The following is a 16,406-nucleotide window of genomic DNA, read 5'->3' on the forward strand; positions in this document are numbered from 1 at the left end:
CGGAGCCAGGGGATCGGGTGCGGCGGACGCCGGCGAGCGGGCTACTCCTCGATGAGGTGGACCGGGTCGCCGATGACGCGGGCGGCCCAGACGGTGCGGTCGTTCGGCGAGTTGCCGGAGGTGACGCCCACGAACTCGTACTTCACCTTCCACCAGCAGTCGGTGGTGCACGAGTAGTTGTTCGGCAGGACGATGTCGATGTCGAGCCACTTGCCGTTGTAGGTGTTGACGCCGGCCGATGTTCGGGTCTGGATCCGGCAGTTCGACAGCGCCACCTTGGTGGTCCCCCGTTCGCCGTAGTTGCAGGCCTGGGTGGTGCCGCCCGGCCCCAGCAGGTTGACGTAGTACGTGCCCGACAGGCCGTCACCCGGGTCGAACAGCGAGACCTGGAGGGTCTTGCCGGCGTGCTGGGACTCGATCTTGGCCAGGTAGAAGGTGGAGTTGATGTTGCCGGTCTGGCCGGGGAGGTTGTTGAACAGCGAGAGGTCGCCGACGGTGTAGAGCTGCGGCTGGACCGATCCCGAGAGGCTCGACCGGAGCGAGAACTGGTTCCAGCCGCTGCCGGAGTCGGTGACCCCGCTGATGTTCGACGACTTCACCTGCAGGACCCACTGCCCGGCCTTGGTGACGTTGACCTGGCAGAGGGTGGCCCACTTGTTCTGGTAGGTGGTGGCCGAGGCGCCGCTCGCCAGGTAGAGCCGGCCCGGCCCTGCGGAGCAGTCGCCCTCCTGGGAGTAGCTCGAGGTCAGGCCGTCGAGGGTGTTGAGCGGCGTGTCGTCCGGCGAGAACAGCTCGAACTGGGTGTTGACCGTGCCGTTGTCGGCGGTCTCCACGTTCGGGTAGTTCGAGCGGGCGTAGTGGCCGGCGTCGTACACCTCCACCTTGAGCGTCTGGCCCACCGCAGAGGCCGGGACGTCGACGATGTAGAGGTAGCCGTAGTTGCGGTACTCGATGTTGCCGTTGCCGCAGCTGGTGCCGCTCGTGCCGTTGGCGCACTTGGTGCTGTACGGATCGCCGTTGGCCCGGTCGGTGTAGGGCGCCGAGATCGAGGCCCACAGGTTCGGGGTGTACGCCGGCGAGGCCGTGGGGTCGTTGCCGAGGCGGTTCTCCGGGCTGCCGAGGGGCACCGGGAGCACGTACTCGGCGGTCCCCTTGCGCGACAGGTCGATCGTCGATCCACCGATCTTCTGGTAGAAGAAGCTGTTGACCTTGGCGTCCTTGATGGTCACCCGCAGGCGGCGGTCGCTGATCTGCGCCACGGTCACGGAGATGTTGTTGACGCCGTCCTCGTAGCCGTTGCGCTTGGCGGCCTCCTTGGCGTAGGTGGTGGCCTTGGCCACGTCCGGCAGCCACACCACGCCCGCCAGCGCCGCGGCGTCGGCGGCCTTCTGGATGTCCGAGGAGCGGTTGTACCAGCCGCCGACGTCGACCGAGAGGCCGACCATGAGCAGCAGCGGCACGAGGAGGAGGGCGAAGGTGACCATCACGTAGCCGCGCTCGTGCTGGGCGCGCTCGGTGCTGGCGAGCGGGTGGCGTCGGGGCTGGTGGCTGAGGTGCATCAGGCTCTGCTCCTAGGGCTCGAGCCGCATGACGGCATCACGTTCGATGGACCTGGTCGTGCCGACCAGGCGGAACTGGTACGAGTAGTTGAGCTGCACCCAGACCCCCAGGTAGTCGGCGGTGAGCTGCACGCCGTTGCGATCCGTCGGGCACCAGTTGCGGGTCTGGGACGCCGCGATGCAGCCCTTCGAGTCGAGCGTGCCGGTGCCCACCGCGGTCGGCATGGCCCGGAACTGGGCCCCGGTGAGGATGTTGCACTTCTCGGAGATGCTCGAGCTGGTGGTGGTCTTGCAGTTCGCCGGCACCTCGCCGGTCGTCGTCGACGACTGGTAGATGACCACTCGGGTCACGTTGCTGAGCTGGCCCGACGAGGCCAGCGCCGAACGGGTGCCGGACAGGAGGGCGAAGTCGGCGCCCACGGCGTCGGCCTGGGCCGAGCCCACCCGGGCGCCGGTGCGGGCGGCCTCGGTGCCGGCCAGGCCGGCGCGCCAGGCCATGCCGTAGTCGTAGGTGCCGGCGGCGATGGTGAGCAGGAGGACCGACACCAGGGCCAGCTCGACGAGCACGGCCCCGCGCTCGCGGCGCCTGGGCCCACGGCCCGGCCGGCGACCGGCGTGGTGGCTGAACGACCGCGTCACTGCACGACCCGCGGCTCGAGCTGGATGACCGACTGGTCGGTGAGCGTCTGGACGGTGAGGAACAGGCGGGTGACGGTCTGGTGGTCGATCTGCATCCACACGCCCACGTAGTCGGCGCCGCCCGACGTCAGCGTCACCTTGCGGGTCGTCGGGCACCAGTACCGGTCGAGGTTCTCGGTGCTCACGCAGCCGAACTTGTCCTTGGTCTTGGCGAAGGCCGCGGTGGTGTACACGTTGCAGGCACCCGTCTTGGCGGTGCCGACGCCGGCCGACGGGCTCCCGGCCTGGCAGGTGGAGGTGGGCTCCTCGCCGAACGCCGCCGCCTTGTAGACCACGATCCTGGTGATCGAACCCTTCGGGATGGCTGCGCTCTCTCGGGCCACGGCCCGGAGGATCCCGTAGTCGGCGTAGACGTCATTGCCCGAGGCGCTGGCCACCCGGGTGCCGGCCCGCACCGTGTTGGCCAGGGCCAGGTAGTCGTTCATGGTCAGCCCGAACTCGATGATCCCCATGACCATCACGAAGAAGACGGGCGTGATGAACGCCGCCTCCACCACGGCCAGGCCCCGGTTGTCCCGAGCGCGCTGGCGCGCCCGGCCCACCCAACTCGCCGCTGGGGGACGGCTGGGGACCACGCGGCGATGGCGATGACCGAGTTGCACCCCGCTCACATCGGCACGTCGCGGCCGGTTCGTGAGCAGAACTCCACAGAACGTGATCGGACGCTGAGCAGGCCCACCCAGCGTGAGCGACGGGCATCGCGCCGACCGTGACCGGCGGCGGTCCGCCGGGCCGTCAGCCCCGCTCCGTAGGGTTGGGGGTGATGGAAGCCGTGCCCGCGAACCCTCCTGCGCTCCCCGCCGACCTGGCGGTCGCCCACGCCCCCATCGCCGTGTCGGCGCCGGGCCAGCTCCTGCCGGAGCGGGCGGCCCGAGAGGAGCACGAGGACGAGGTGCTGGCCCCCGGCGCCACCCGCGCGGTCGGCGCCGGCCACCGTGCGGTGGCCGAGGACCCCGACCGGTTCCGCACCTGCTTCGAGCGCGACCTCGACCGCATCCAGCACTCCAAGGCCTTCCGCCGCCTCGCCGGCAAGTGCCAGGTCTTCGTCGAGCCCGAGGACGACCACCTCCGCACCCGCCTCACCCACGCCATCGAGGTGTGCCAGGTGGCGGTGTCGATCGCCCGGCCCGTCGGCCTCAACGTGGCGCTCACCGCCGCCGCCGCCACCGGCCACGACTGCGGCCACGGCCCGGCCGGACACGCGTCCGAAGGCGCCCTGTCCCCGTTCGTCGAGGGCGGCTACCACCACGCCGTCTACGGCGCCGACGTCGTGCTCACCCCGCTGAACCTCTGCGCCGAGACGCTGGACGCCATCCGCAACCACTCGTGGAACCGCCCGGCCCCGCGCACCCCGGAGGGCGAGGTCGTGGCCTGGGCCGACCGGATCGCCTACGTCTGCCACGACTTCGAGGACGCCATCGATGCCGGCCTGGTCACCACCGCCGAACTGCCATCGGCGGTCACCGAGGTCGTCGGCGCGGACCGCCGATCGCAGCTGCACGGCTTCATCACCGCCATGGTCGACACCATCGGCGCCACCGGGGTGGTCGGCCTGCGGGGCCCGGAGGCCGAGGCCCTGGCCGCCTTCCGGGCGTTCAACTACGAGCGCATCTACCTGCGGCCGGCGGCGGTCGAGCAGGCCGAGCGGGCGGCGCGCCTCATCTCCAGCCTGGCGGAGTACTACCTCACCCACCCCTCGCGGCTGCCCGACGGGCGGGGCCTGGTGAGCGGGTCCCCCGAGGCCACCGCCGCCGCCGTGCGCTACGTCTCGGGCATGACCGACCGGTTCGCCCAGCGCGCCGCGCTCGACCTGTTGGGCTGGGACGAGCGGGCCCTCCCCCGCTCGGCCTGACGCCCGCCGTCGGGCCAGCTGGCCCGACGGGCCGGGCACGCGGCCCCAAAACGCAAAAGGGACCCTGCCGGAGCGGGGTCCCCTTGTGCGTGCCGCCGGATGGCAGCGGCCGGTTCAGTCGACGTCGGTGAGGATGTCGACCAGCTTGCGGCCGCCCCGTCGGGCGAACTTCACCCGGCCGTCGGCCGTGGCGAAGAGGGTGTCGTCGCCGCCGCGGCCCACGTTCTCACCGGGGTGGAAGCGGGTGCCGCGCTGGCGCACGATGATGGAGCCGGCCGTGACGGCGGTGCCGTCGTAGGCCTTCACGCCGAGGCGCTGGGCGTTGGAGTCACGGCCGTTCCGGGTGGAACCGCCGCCCTTGGTCTTCGACATGGCTTCAGCCCTTCTTGATGCCGGTGATCTGGATCGTCGCGTAGTGCTGGCGATGACCCCAGTGCTTGCGGCTGTTGGTCTTGTTCTTGTAGGTGAAGCCGGTGATCTTCGGGCCCTTGGAGGCGCCGATCACGTTGGCGGTCACCGTGGCGCCGGCCAGGGCGTCCGGGGCGGAGACGACGGTGTCGCCGTCGACCAGGAGCACGGGGACGAGGTTGACCTCGCCCTCGGTGACACCGAGCTTCTCGACCTGGAGCTCGTCGCCCTCGGTCACCCGGTACTGCTTCCCACCGGTCTTGATGACTGCGTACATCGTTTCTGCCTTCGCGAGTTCGTTCAGGGGCCCTGGGGCCGAAGGACAATGGTAGGTGGCTCGGCGGCCCGAGGCCAACCCGGGGGCGCGGCCCGGCTGGTCAGGGCCTCCGGACCTGGCTCCAGCCCACGGCTATCGCCGCCGCCGCAGCGGCCGCGACCAGGCGCACCCGGCGGCGCCGGCGCGCCGCCGCCGCCAGCATCCCCGGCGGCCGGGGAGGCACGAGCGGCGGGACGGCCCGATCGCTGCGCGACCCGGTCCCGGCGTCGACGCCCTCGGCGTCGCCGCCATCGGGCGCGGCGTGGCGACGGCGCGAGCACCTCGACCTCGACGAGGCGACCGGGCTGGTCGAGCGACGTCCGCCAGGCCGCACCCGCCTGCAGGGCCGGCACCGAGCCCGGATCCTCCGAGTCGGAGAACCACCACGTCCCGGTCACCGCGGTCGGGTCGACCTCCACGATGAGGTGGCCGCGAGCGAAGAGGTCGGCCCACCGCACGTCGGGCTTGGCCCGCAGGAGGTGCTGCACGGCGCGGCCGACGACCGGGACCATCTCCCCCATCGGCTCCGACGTGACCGCCGGGCAGGTCAGCTCGACCGCCACGGCGCCGAGGTCGTCGGTCGGCCCCTCGAACGCCCAGGCCGAGTGCACGTCGCCCGACAGGAGCACGGCCCCGCCACCGCGCTGGCGCAGGGCCTCGACCAAGCGCCGACGCTCGCCGGGGTAGCCGTCCCAGCCGTCGGTGTTGATGGCCCGCCCGTCCTCGACCAAGTAGCCGGAGGGGAACGGTTCGTCCACGTCGGCATCGGCGGGAAGGTCGATCGCCATGTCGTTGACCACCACGGAGCTGACGATCACCACCCACGGCAGGCTCCGGTCGGCGACCCGCTCGGCCAGCCACCGGCCCTGGGCGGCGCCCAGGATCGTGCGATCCGGGTCCTCCAGCGCCGGACCCCCGTCATCGGCCTGCTCGTCGCGACCCGCCAACCGCGTGTCGAGGAGCACGAGCTCGGCCACGTCGCCCAGCCGGACCGACCGCCACTGCGCACGCTCGGTCCGCTCCGACGGGCCGTCGCCACGGATGGGCAGCCACGTGGCCCGCTCGGCAGCCGCCGCATCGCGCCGTGGGGCCCACGGGCCGTGCTCGTCGGGGTCGTGGGTCTTGGCGCCGCCCTCCCAGGCGTTGTCGGCCAGGTCGTGGTCGTCGATCACCGCCACCATCGGGTGGCGCTGGTGCAGCGCCTGGAGGTCGGGGTCGCTCCGCACCTGGGCGTAGCGCTTCCGGTAGTCGTCGCGCGAGACGGCGTCGCGATCGGGCTCCACCGGACGGAGGTCGCCTTCGACCTCGGCGTACACGTAGTCGCCGAGGTGGACCACGAGGTCGATGTCGGCTTCGGCCAGGGCCCGGTAGGCGGCGAAGTGGCCGGCGCTGTAGTCGCCGCAGCAGACCAGGCCGAGCCGAACGCTCCGGTCACCCTCGGCGATCGTGCGGGTCCGACCCGCCGCCGACGCGCCGTCGGCCGCGGTGAAGCGGTAGTGGTGGTCGGTCCCGGGCCGCAAGCCGGTCACATCGACGACGTGGGTGCACTCGTCGCCCTCGATCGTTCCCGAGGAGCGGCCGCTGGCCACGACGTCGGTGAAGCCGACGTCGGTCGCCACCTCCCAGTCGACCGGCGACGGGTCCGGCGCCCTGGTCCAGAGCAGCACGGAGCTGGTGGTGGGCTCGAAGCTGGCGACCCCGTAGGGGAAGCCGGGCGGCGCAGGCTCGATCACGGCCATGACGGGCGCAGCGCGGCGATCAGTCGCCGAGCAGGGCCTTGTCGAAGACCATGCCGCGGCCCTCGCACGTGGGGCAGCCCGACGACAGCGACTCGATGAGGCCCTCCCCGATGCGCTTCCGGGTCATCTCGACCAGGCCGAGCTCGGAGATGTCGAACACCTGGGTGCGGGTCTTGTCCCGCGACAGCGCCTGGCGGAAGGTCGAGATGACCTGCTCGCGGTTGGCGCGGATCTCCATGTCGATGAAGTCGATGACGATGATGCCGCCGATGTCGCGCAGGCGCAGCTGGCGGGCCACCTCCTCGGCGGCCTCCAGGTTGTTGCGGAAGACCGTCTCCTCGAGGCTCGACTTGCCGACGTTCTTGCCGGTGTTCACGTCGATCACCGTCAGGGCCTCGGTCCGCTCGATGATCAGCGAACCGCCCGAGGGCAGCCACACCTTGCGGTCGATGGCCTTGTGGAGCTGCTCGTGGACGTGGTGGTGCTCGTAGATGGGCAGGCCACCGTGGTCGGCGGGGTCGTAGAGCTCCACCCGCTCCACCAGGGCCGGCGAGATCGAGCGGACGTAGTCGCGCACCTGCTCGTAGACGGCCTCGTCGTCGATGACCACCTGGCGGTAGTCGGTGTTGAACTCCTCGCGGATGACCCGGATCGACAGGTCGGGGTCGCGGTAGAGCAGCGCCGGCGCCTGCGACTTGGCGGCGAGGGCCTCGATCTCGGCCCACTGCTTGGCCAGCCGGGCCACGTCGTGCTGGAGCTCCTCCGCCGAGATGCCCTCGGCCGCGGTGCGCACGATCAGGCCGTGGCCCTGCGGCTTCACCTTGTCGAGCACCTGCCGGAGCCGCTTGCGCTCGTTGTCCGGCAGCCGCTTCGAGATGCCGTAGGTGGTGGAGTTCGGCACCAGCACCACGAAGCGGCCCGGGAGCGAGATCTCCTGGGTCAGCCGGGCGCCCTTGGCCCCGATGGGGTTCTTCGTGACCTGGCAGAGGATGGTCTGGCGGGCCTTGAGCATCTGCTCGATGCGCAGGTCGCCGCCCTTCTGGTCCAGGTCCTCGGGGTCGTGGCGGGTGTCGCCGCGGTACAGCACGGCGTTCTTGGGCGTGCCGATGTCGACGAACGCCGCCTCCATGCCCGGGAGCACGTTCTGCACCTTGCCCAGGTAGATGTTGCCGTGGATCTGGGTGACCTCGTCGGCCGGACGGGAGACGTAGTGCTCGATGAGCGAGCGGCCCTCGAGCACGGCGATCTGGGTGGCCGACGGCTGCACGTGCACGGCCATCAGGTAGCGGCCGACGGGACGGCCCTTGCGCTCCTTGCCCCGCCGCTTGCTGAGCGTCTTCTCGTCGAGGTCGACGGGGGCGTCGTCGGTGATGGCCGTCACCGGCGTGCCCGCCGGGCGCCCCCCGGAGCGACCGCCCTGGCCGCGGCGCGACCCGCCGTCGCCGTTGCGGCCGCCGTCGCCGCGGCCGCCCTCGGTGCGAGCCCGCTGCTGCCCGCTCTCGGCCGGTGCGGCCTGCCCGCCAGCTGCGCCCTGGCCGCCGCCGGACCCGCCGCGCCCGCGCCCGCCCCGCCGGCGGCGCTTCTTGGCCCCGGTGGCACCCTCGGCGCCTCCGGTCCCCTGCTCGGCGGCGGCCTTGGGCGCGTCGGCATCGTCGGCCGGGGCTGCGGGGCGCGTGTCGCCGATCTTGGGCCGGCGCACGAGCGCAGCCTCGGCGGCCTCGGCCGAGGGCTGGTTCTCCCGGTGGCGATCCGGCAGCTCGGGCTGGCGATCGTCCTCGCCCTCGGAGACCGGAGCGGGCCGGGCCGCACGGGGACGGGTGGCGGGCCGCTCGTCGTCGCCACCGCTCGGCTCGTCGACGTCGTCCTGGTCGTCGGCGCCCTCGGCCCCTTCGGCCCGAGGGCGGTTCCGGCTCCGGCCGCCGCGCGACCCGCGGCGGCGCGGCCTCGGCGCGCCGCCTTCGCCTCCTTCACCGTCACCGCCGGCCTCGGCGGAGGGGCCATCGCCATCGGCGTCGCCCGTGGCCGCGGCGACCGGGCGGTCGCGGGCCTCGGGGGCCGAGCTGGGGACGGGCGTGGGCTCAGCGGCGGGCCGGGGTGCGCCGGGCGCCTCCGGTTCGGACCCCGCTGGCTGGTCGGGGCGTTCCCCGGCGTCGGTATCGGTCATGTGTGCGATCCCTTCTCATGACGCGCGCACCTCGGCGCGCGGCGCCGACGTCGCGCCATGAGGGCCCGCGAGGGGCTCCACCTGGGCGCCGTCGAGCAGCATCCATTGGTTGAGTCGCCGCACCCGTCCCTCTTCCCCGCCGGTGTCGAGCACGGCGAGCAGCTCGCTCGTGCGCAGGCCGCGGGGTTGGGTGGCCAGGTGGGCGTCGATCTCGGTGCCGTGCTCGGTCGGGCCGACCACGGCGAGGGCGAGCAGGTAGGGCCGGACGTCGTCGGTGACGTCCTTGCCCTTGCGCTGGCGGGTGACCGTCAGCTCGTTGGCGGCGAGCACCCGGTCGATGGCGTCGGCCACCACCGCGGGCTCGGCGCCGCGGATCTCGATGCGCCACTCGCAGCTGGTCACGGCCTGCTGCAGGGAGGTGGCGTTCGAGGCGATCGTGCCGACCGAGGTGACCTCGAGGCCGACGGGGAGGGCGGCGGTGAGCCGCTCCGGGAGGCCGGCGAGGTCGGCCTCGCTGGGGGCGTTGGGCGCCTCGGGATCGAGGTCGATGTCGAGGAACTCGGCGAGCGACTCGTGGCCGGTGGACAGCGCCAGGCCGAAGTGCAGCTTCGGGTGGGGCGAGAACCCGAGCGAGTAGGCCACCGGCAGGCCGGCGATGCGGATGGTCCGCTCCCACACCCGAGCGATGTCGCGGTGGCTGGTCCAGCGGATCTTGCCGGTCTTGGTGAACCGGATCCGGATCCTCATCCGGCGCCGACCCGCACCGGCTTCGACGCCAGCAGCACCACGGGCACCTCGCCGCCGACCGCCAGGTCCTGGCCGGTGCCCTGCGAGCCGCCGGCGGGCGGCACGGCCGAGGCGACGACGTGCTCGATGCCGTAGCCCGTGCACGCCCCGCAGTCGTAGCAGGGGGTCCACCGGCAGTCCTCGAGGCCGACCTCGGCCAGCGCGTCGCGCCAGTCCTGCCACAGGAAGTCCTTGTGCAGGCCGGCCGAGAGGTGGTCCCACGGCAGGGCTTCGTCCTCCGTGCGGTGCCGGTAGACGAAGTCCTCCTCGCGCAGGCCGGCGCGCTCGAGGGCGGCCTCCCACAGGTCGAGGTCGAAGTGCTCGGACCACTCCTGGAAGGTGCCGCCGTGGCGCCACACGTCCTCGATCACCGGGCCGAGCCGGCGATCGCCGCGGCTCACGAGCCCTTCGGCCATGGTGGCCTTGGGGTCGTGCCACTTGAGCTTGATGCCGTGGTCGCGGCGCAGCTCGTCGCGCAGCAGGTAGATCTTGCGCTGCAGCTCTTCCCGGGTGTTCTGGCCGAACCACTGGAACGGGGTGAACGGCTTGGGCACGAACCCGCCGAGCGACACCGTCACCGACGGGCTGCGGTGGTACTCGCGCCCGATCTCGATGCACCGGCGGGCCAGGGTGGCGATGCCGAGCGTGTCCTCGTCGGTCTCGGTCGGGAGGCCGGTGAGGAAGTAGAGCTTCATGCGCCGCCAGCCCTGCGAGTAGGCGGAGCGCACGGCGGCGTAGAGGTCTTCCTCGGTGATGAGCTTGTTGATGACCTGGCGCATGCGCCAGGTGCCCGCCTCGGGGGCGAAGGTCAGGCCGGTGCGGCGGGCCTTCTGGATCTCGCCGGCGATGCCGACGGTGAAGGCGTCGACGCGGAGCGAGGGCAGCGAGACCGAGACCTGGCCGCCGCAGCTGGGGTCGTTGACGGTGTCGCGCACCACCTGGTCGATGCCGGAGAAGTCGGCGGTGGACAGCGACGTGAGGGCGACCTCGTCGTAGCCGGTGCGCTTGAGGCCTTCGGCCACCATGGTGCGGACCTGGTCGGCCGGCCGCTCGCGCACGGGGCGGGTGATCATCCCGGCCTGGCAGAACCGGCAGCCGCGGTGCAGCCCCGGAACACCTCGACGTTGAGCCGGTCGTGCACCACCTCGGTCAGCGGCACGAGCTGGTTCTTCGGGTACGGCCAGGCGCCGAGGTCGGCGATGGTGCGCTTCTCGACCACTTCGGGCGCCGCCGGGTCGTTCGGGGTGATCGCCACCAGCATGCCGTCGTCGAACAGCGCGTCGTAGAGCGCCGGGACGTAGACGCCGGTGACGCCGGCCAGGGCGCGCAGCACGTCGATCCGTGCCGCCTTGCCGGCGGACTTCCACGCCGCGACCACCTCGGTGATCTCGCCGACGACCTCTTCGCCGTCGCCGAGCACCACGAAGTCGACGAAGTCGGCGATGGGCTCGGGGTTGTAGGTGCAGTGGCCGCCGACGCCGATCAGCAGGTCGGTGGCCGACCGGTCGGCCGAACGGACCGGGCAGCCCGCCAGGTCCACCATGTTGAGCACGTTGGTGTAGGTGAGCTCGGCGGAGAGGTTGAACGCGAGGATGTCGAAGTCGCCGGCCGCTCGGTGGGAGTCGACCGAGAACAGCGGCAGGCCGTGGGAGCGGAGCTGCTCTTCGAGGTCGGTCCACGGCGCGTAGGTGCGCTCGGCCACGCCGTCGGCGCGCTCGTTGATGATCTCGTTGAGGATCTGGAGGCCCTGGTTCGGCAACCCGATCTCATAGGTGTCGGGGTAGGCCAGGAGCCAGGCCGCCGAGTCGGGGTGGTGGTGCGGGGTCTGCGCCCCGTCCTCGCAGCCGATGTAGCGGGCCGGCTTCTGGACCTTGCCGAGCAGGGGCTCGAGCTGGTTCCAGATGGTCATGACCCCAGGATCCTACCGGCCACCCACCCCCACCCCCGCCATCGCCTCCCACCACCGACGAACGCACCGAGCGCGAGGCAGGGGTTTCCGAGCGAAGCGAGCCCGGGGTTTCCGCGCGAAGCGAGCCCGGGGGGTGTGGGGGGGCGGAGCTTGCGGAGCCCCCCACGACCTGAGGGGCCGGCTCCGCCGGACCCTCAGCGAGGACAGCCCGGCGTCAGCCGGTCGATCGAAGCTCGAGGAACGGAGTGAGCCGCAGGCGAACGAGTGACGAGAAGACCGCTAGCTGAATCTCCGCATGTGGACCGAGAGGACCAGGCCCATGCTGAGCAGGCTGGTCATCAGCGCGGAGCCGCCGTAGCTCATGAACGGCAGGGGGATGCCGGTGATCGGCATGATGCCCATGGTCATGCCGACGTTCTCGAAGACCTGCACCACGAGCATCACCATGATCCCGGTGCACAGGAGCATGCCGAAGTCGTCTCGCGCCAGCTGCGCGGCGCGCCACACCCGCCAGACGATCACCCCCAGCAGGGTGAGCAGGGCACCGCAGCCCAGCAGGCCGAGCTGCTCGCCCACCGCGGTGAAGATGAAGTCGGTCTGCTGCTCGGGGACGACCTTGCCCCGCGTCAGCGGGCCGTTGAAGAGGCCCTTGCCCGTGAGCCCGCCCGAGCCGATGGCCGACTTGGCCTGCTCGAGGTTCAGCCGCAGGTCTCGGTCGGCCTTGCTGGTGGCCACCTGGTCCTGCTTGACGTAGGTGGTCAACCGGGCCACCTGGTAGTCCTTGAGCACGCCCGAGGTGAGGATCAGCGTGGTGCCGACGATGGCGGCCAACGCCAGCAGGCCCAGGATCCGGGGCCGCACGCCGGCCACCAGGAGCAGGGCGAAGGCCACCGCCACCGACACCAGGGTGGTGCCGAGGTCCGGCTGCAGCAGCACGAAGAACATGGGCGCGCCGCAGAGGCCGAGCAGCATCCCCACCCGGGCGTTGTCGAGGTCGCCGCGGAACTGCGAGGCCAGCCCGGAGAAGCCGATGATCATGCCCAGCTTCGCCAGCTCCGAGGGTTGGAGCTGGAACGGGCCGAGCTGGAACCAGCCCTGGGTGCCGTTGGTGGACTTGCCGATGCCGGGCACCAGCACCAGGAACAGCAGCAGCACGCTGCCGCCGTAGATGAAGGGCCAGTAGTCGCGGAGCTTCCGGTAGTCGAAGAAGGCGGCGCCGGCCATGACCAGGCCGCCGAGGATGAGGAACATCACCACGCGCTTGAGGAACGAGGCGTCGTAGGGCGGCTCGGCCCCGCGGGTGGTGCTGTAGACCATCAGCGCCCCGAACAGGCAGACCAGCCCGATGCACGCGACCAGGACGACGTCGACGTGGCGGAACGGCGAGGTGTGGTTCCGACGGAAGTTGGCCAGAGGCCGGCGGACCGCGTGGCGGTTGACGGGTTGGGGCCGGGGTCGGTAGGTGGAGGCAGCCATCAGTCGCTCCCGGTGGCCGAGATGCCGGCCGATTGGGCCGCCACGGCGGCGGCGTCGATGGCGCCTCCCGGCGGGATCACGAAGCTGTCGATCTCGCCGGTGGCGATGGGCTCCAGGATCAGGCGGACGGTGGGAGCGGCGGCCCTGGCCCCGGCCCCGGACGCCTCGAGCATGGCGCTGGCGATCCAGTGCGACTCGGGCGCCGTGCTGAAGCCGACGAACACCGAGTTGTCGGGCTTCTCGTTGCCCAGCTCGTCCTTGCCGGTCTGGGCGGTGCCGGTCTTGCCGGCCATGGGCCAGGTGTCGAACGGGAACCCCTGGAACACGTCGTAGGCCGTGCCCTTCGGTGAGGCCGAGGTCACGGCGCCGGTGAAGCCCTGCAGGTACGCGTCGCGCGCCGTGCCCCAGTCGATCTTCCGGATCACCTTGGGCGCGAAGGCCTTGGTGACCTTGGCGGAGCCGGTGGCTTCGATGTGGTCCAGCACCTGGGGCTGGTAGAGCGTGCCGCCGTTGGCCAGCGAGGCGTAGGCGTTGGCGGTCTGCAGCGGCGTGGCGTCGACCTTCTGGCCGATGGCGAGGTCGGCGCTGTAGCCCGTGCGCCAGCGGCCGGCGGCGATGGCCTTGGCCTCGTCGCCGTCGTAGCGGGCGGGGTCCTTCTTGAACAGGGCGGCGGCGATGTCGGCTTCGGACTGGGGGGTCGGCACGCTGCCGGCGCTCTCCCCCGGCAAGTCGATGCCCGAGCGGGTGCCGTAGCCGAGCTCGCCGATGTGGTCCTGCAGGCCGGTCTTGGGCAGGGCGCCCCGAGCCGCCCGGCTCCAGGCGAAGTCGCCGATCCGGTAGAAGTACACGTCGCTCGACACGGTCAGCGCCTGGGCCAGCGCGACGTTCCCGTGCGGCTCGCTCCCGGCGTTGCGCTTGAGGCAACCGGTGCCCTCGCCCTTGCACAGGCGGTAGAAGCCGGGGTCGGAGATGGTGTCCTGGGGCGTGATGATGCCGAGCTTCAGGGCGGCGTAGGAGCTGGCCAGCTTGAACGTGGAGGCCGGCGGATAGGCGCTGGAGAGCGCCCGGTTGATGAGCTTCGACGCCGGTCGCTGGCTGGCCGGCATGGCCTGGATCTCGGCGTTGACGTCCTTGCACGAGCCGTCGGGGCCGAGCCCCTGGAGGTCGCGCCACACCGGGCACGGGATGCCGCCCACGAGCAGGCGGGGGTCGTAGGTGGGATAGGAGGCCATGGCCCGCACCTGGCCGTTGCTCGGGTCCATGACCACCACGCCGCCGGCGGGCGCCGGCGTCGACCGCGTCCGCACCGCCTCGAGGCGCCCCTGGAGGGCGGCCTCGGCCTTGTACTGCACCTTGGCGTCGATCGAGAGGAACACGTCGTCGCCGGCCTTGGGGGCGCGGTAGTCCTGCGTGCGCTCGCGGATGACGTGGTTGCGGGCGTCGACCTCGTAGACCCGCTGGCCCGGCGTGCCCCGGAGGTACTGCTCGTACTGGGCCTCGACCCCGGTCTTGCCGATCTCGTCGGACTTCTCGTAGGGCTTGGCCTTGTCGCTCGCGTGCTCCTTGTACTCCTCCTCGTTGAGGGTGCCGACGTAGCCGAGGACGTGGGCGGCGAGGGAGCCGTAGGGGTAGTCGCGCACCGTCTGGTGCTCCACCACCACGGCAGGGAACCGGTCGGCCTGCTCGTTGAAGTAGATCTCCTGGTCCTGGGTGATGCTCTCGGCGATGGGGATCGGGCGGAACGGGCTGAAGCGGTCGTCGTTGAGGCGCTTGGTGATCGAGGTGGCGCTGTAGGGCGCCTGACCGGCTGGCAGCGTCCGGTTCAGCGTGGTGGCGAGCCGCTCCCGCAGGCGCCCCTGTTCGGCGCGGTCGAGGCCGGCGTACTGCTGCACGTCGATGGCGACCTCGATCGAGTCGCGGTTGTCGACCAGGGCCAGGCCGGTGCGGTCGAGGATCTTGCCGCGCGGCGCCGGGATGACCACCGTGCGGGTCTGGTTCGCCGTGACCTGCTGGGCGTAGCTGGAGCCCTCGACGATCTGCAGGAACCACAGCCGGGCGAAGAGGGCGCCGAAGAGGGAGAGCGCGGTGATGGCCACCAGGCCGAGCCGGGCGCGGGACGTGCCGCCGTTCATCGGGCCAGGAAGGGGTGCCGGCGGTGCGAGACCTCGTCGGTGCGGGCCCACGAGAGGGCCTTCGCCACCGGCCACGCGAGGACGGCGTTCACCAGGGCCACGACGACGACGATAGACGTGAGGGGCGGCCCGCTCAGGGTCGCCTGGCCCAGGACCTCGCCGACCAGGGCGTAGAAGACCATGGCCAGGGCCGAGCAGACGGCGGCGAAGGCGGGGGTGATCCACCACGCCGAGCGCACGACGTTGGTGCCCACCACGCCCGCCCCGTAGCCGACGATGGTGTACACGAAGGCCGACAGGCCGAACGGGGTGGCGAGGACCACGTCGAAGGCCAGGCCGGCGGCGAAGCCGACCACGGCCCCCTTCTCGGGCCCGGCGGCCAGGCCGGCCAGGATCGCCACGAGCACCATGAGGTCGGGGCGGGCACCGTCGAAGGAGAACGTGCCGAACAGGCAGACCTGGAGCAGCAGCCCGACCAGCAGGATCGGCGCGACCTTCGCCGCGCTCACTTGGGCGGGTCCTTCAGGACGACCTTCACGAACACCGAGCCGAGGTCCGCCAGCGGGGTGACCTCGAGCTCCTGGCTGAGGTCGTTCGACGCCTTCGAGACCTTGCGCACCCGGCCGATCACGAGGTCGGCGGGGAACTGCGTGTCGTTGATGCCGCTCGTGTAGACGTAGTCGCCCTTCTCGACCTTGGCGTCCAGCGCCACGCCGGCCACGTGCATCGCCTTGTCCCGGCCCCCGCCCGTGAGGATGCCGCGGGCGCCGCCCTCGAGGCTGATCCCGACCTTGAAGTCCGGCGAGGTCAGCAGCTGGACCTTGGCCCGGCCGCCGCCGGTCACCTCGAGCACCTTGCCCAGCAGGCTGCCCCCGGTGCCGTTGGCCTTGCCGGTGATCACCGCCATGCCCTTCTTGACGCCGGCTCCCGAGCCCTGGTCGATGTCGAGCGACTGGTCGAAGTTCTGCCCCTCGGACACGACCATGGCGGTCTTGGTGGGCACGTCGGCCACCACGATCTGGGCGGCCTTCTCGGCGGCCTTGCGCTTGGCGACCTCGCGCTCGTAGCGGCCCTGGAGCGACTTCAGCTCCTCGTTCTTCGCCCGGAGCTCGTCGTTCTCGTCCTTGACGTCGTCGTAGGAGAACATGCCGTGCCAGCCGTTGCGCACCGGCGAGAAGACGGCGTCGCCGGCCGAGCGGAGCGGGCTGAAGATTCCCCCGAGCACGTTGCGGACCGGTTGCAGGGGCCCGGTGCCCGGCAGGTCGAGGACCAGCAGCGTGACCGCGGTGAGCAGCAGCAGGCCGAGGGTGTACCGGGATCGGGGCGAGCGCGAAGAGCGGCGGGAGAAGGCCACGGGCCGGGAGGC

The 16,406-nt window shown here is 71.8% G+C and carries 13 protein-coding genes and 1 pseudogene; 1 reads left to right on the forward strand and 13 read right to left on the reverse strand.

Going from position 1 to position 16,406, the window contains the following annotated elements:
* Window positions 1-41: 41 nt before the first annotated feature.
* From KSP35_RS07950 to KSP35_RS07960, 3 genes are all read right to left on the reverse strand, one after another.
* Window positions 42-1,559, reverse strand: a complete 1,518-nt coding sequence (locus KSP35_RS07950; RefSeq protein WP_217000672.1) for a pilus assembly protein TadG-related protein — start codon at window positions 1,557-1,559, stop codon at window positions 42-44.
* Window positions 1,560-1,571: 12 nt separating this feature from the next.
* The gene (locus KSP35_RS07955) at window positions 1,572-2,126 is read right to left on the reverse strand and encodes a TadE/TadG family type IV pilus assembly protein (protein WP_217000674.1); all 555 of its coding nucleotides are present in this window, start codon (window positions 2,124-2,126) and stop codon (window positions 1,572-1,574) included.
* Between the two features lie 68 nt (window positions 2,127-2,194).
* Entirely contained in the window at window positions 2,195-2,800 is a 606-nt protein-coding gene (locus KSP35_RS07960) for a TadE/TadG family type IV pilus assembly protein (protein ID WP_217000676.1), read from the reverse strand.
* 221 nt (window positions 2,801-3,021) lie between these two features.
* On the opposite strand from KSP35_RS07960, the gene KSP35_RS07965 reads away from it, so the two are divergent.
* Window positions 3,022-4,110 carry an HD domain-containing protein gene (locus KSP35_RS07965; protein ID WP_217000678.1) on the forward strand — a complete coding sequence of 363 codons (1,089 nt, stop codon included), beginning with the start codon at window positions 3,022-3,024 and terminating at the stop codon, window positions 4,108-4,110.
* 114 nt (window positions 4,111-4,224) lie between these two features.
* Here KSP35_RS07965 and rpmA read toward each other — a convergent pair whose 3' ends face one another.
* The 10 genes and pseudogenes from rpmA to mreC all read right to left on the reverse strand — a co-directional run bounded on the left by rpmA (window position 4,225) and on the right by mreC (window position 16,394).
* Entirely contained in the window at window positions 4,225-4,482 is a 258-nt protein-coding gene (rpmA, locus tag KSP35_RS07970; RefSeq protein ID WP_217000679.1) for a 50S ribosomal protein L27, read from the reverse strand.
* Window positions 4,483-4,486: 4 nt separating this feature from the next.
* Window positions 4,487-4,795, reverse strand: a complete 309-nt coding sequence (gene rplU / locus KSP35_RS07975) for a 50S ribosomal protein L21 (RefSeq protein WP_217000681.1) — start codon at window positions 4,793-4,795, stop codon at window positions 4,487-4,489.
* Between the two features lie 23 nt (window positions 4,796-4,818).
* A complete protein-coding gene (locus tag KSP35_RS07980) occupies window positions 4,819-6,573 on the reverse strand; it encodes an alkaline phosphatase (RefSeq protein WP_217000683.1) in 1,755 nt (584 codons plus the stop codon).
* Between the two features lie 19 nt (window positions 6,574-6,592).
* Window positions 6,593-8,737, reverse strand: a complete 2,145-nt coding sequence (locus KSP35_RS07985; protein ID WP_217000685.1) for an Rne/Rng family ribonuclease — start codon at window positions 8,735-8,737, stop codon at window positions 6,593-6,595.
* Window positions 8,738-8,752: 15 nt separating this feature from the next.
* Window positions 8,753-9,484: a TIGR03936 family radical SAM-associated protein gene (locus KSP35_RS07990; protein ID WP_217000687.1), complete on the reverse strand. Its 732-nt coding sequence runs from the start codon at window positions 9,482-9,484 to the stop codon at window positions 8,753-8,755.
* A pseudogene (locus tag KSP35_RS25690) lies at window positions 9,481-11,432 on the reverse strand (TIGR03960 family B12-binding radical SAM protein). The gene KSP35_RS07990 and the pseudogene KSP35_RS25690 overlap by 4 nt, the downstream one beginning before the upstream one ends.
* Before the next feature lie 279 nt (window positions 11,433-11,711).
* A complete protein-coding gene (locus KSP35_RS08000; protein ID WP_217000689.1) occupies window positions 11,712-12,908 on the reverse strand; it encodes an FtsW/RodA/SpoVE family cell cycle protein in 1,197 nt (398 codons plus the stop codon).
* A complete protein-coding gene (locus KSP35_RS08005) occupies window positions 12,908-15,040 on the reverse strand; it encodes a penicillin-binding transpeptidase domain-containing protein (protein ID WP_217000691.1) in 2,133 nt (710 codons plus the stop codon). Before KSP35_RS08005 ends, KSP35_RS08000 begins: the two co-directional genes overlap by 1 nt.
* On the reverse strand, window positions 15,037-15,549 hold the full coding sequence (mreD, locus tag KSP35_RS08010; RefSeq protein ID WP_217000693.1) for a rod shape-determining protein MreD: 513 nt from the start codon (window positions 15,547-15,549) through the stop codon (window positions 15,037-15,039). Before mreD ends, KSP35_RS08005 begins: the two co-directional genes overlap by 4 nt.
* The gene (gene mreC / locus KSP35_RS08015) at window positions 15,546-16,394 is read right to left on the reverse strand and encodes a rod shape-determining protein MreC (RefSeq protein ID WP_217000695.1); all 849 of its coding nucleotides are present in this window, start codon (window positions 16,392-16,394) and stop codon (window positions 15,546-15,548) included. The genes mreD and mreC overlap by 4 nt, the downstream gene beginning before the upstream one ends.
* Window positions 16,395-16,406 lie beyond the last annotated feature (12 nt).

The organism is Aquihabitans sp. G128 (genome assembly GCF_019048865.1).
Taxonomy (GTDB): Bacteria; Actinomycetota; Acidimicrobiia; order Acidimicrobiales; family Iamiaceae; genus Aquihabitans.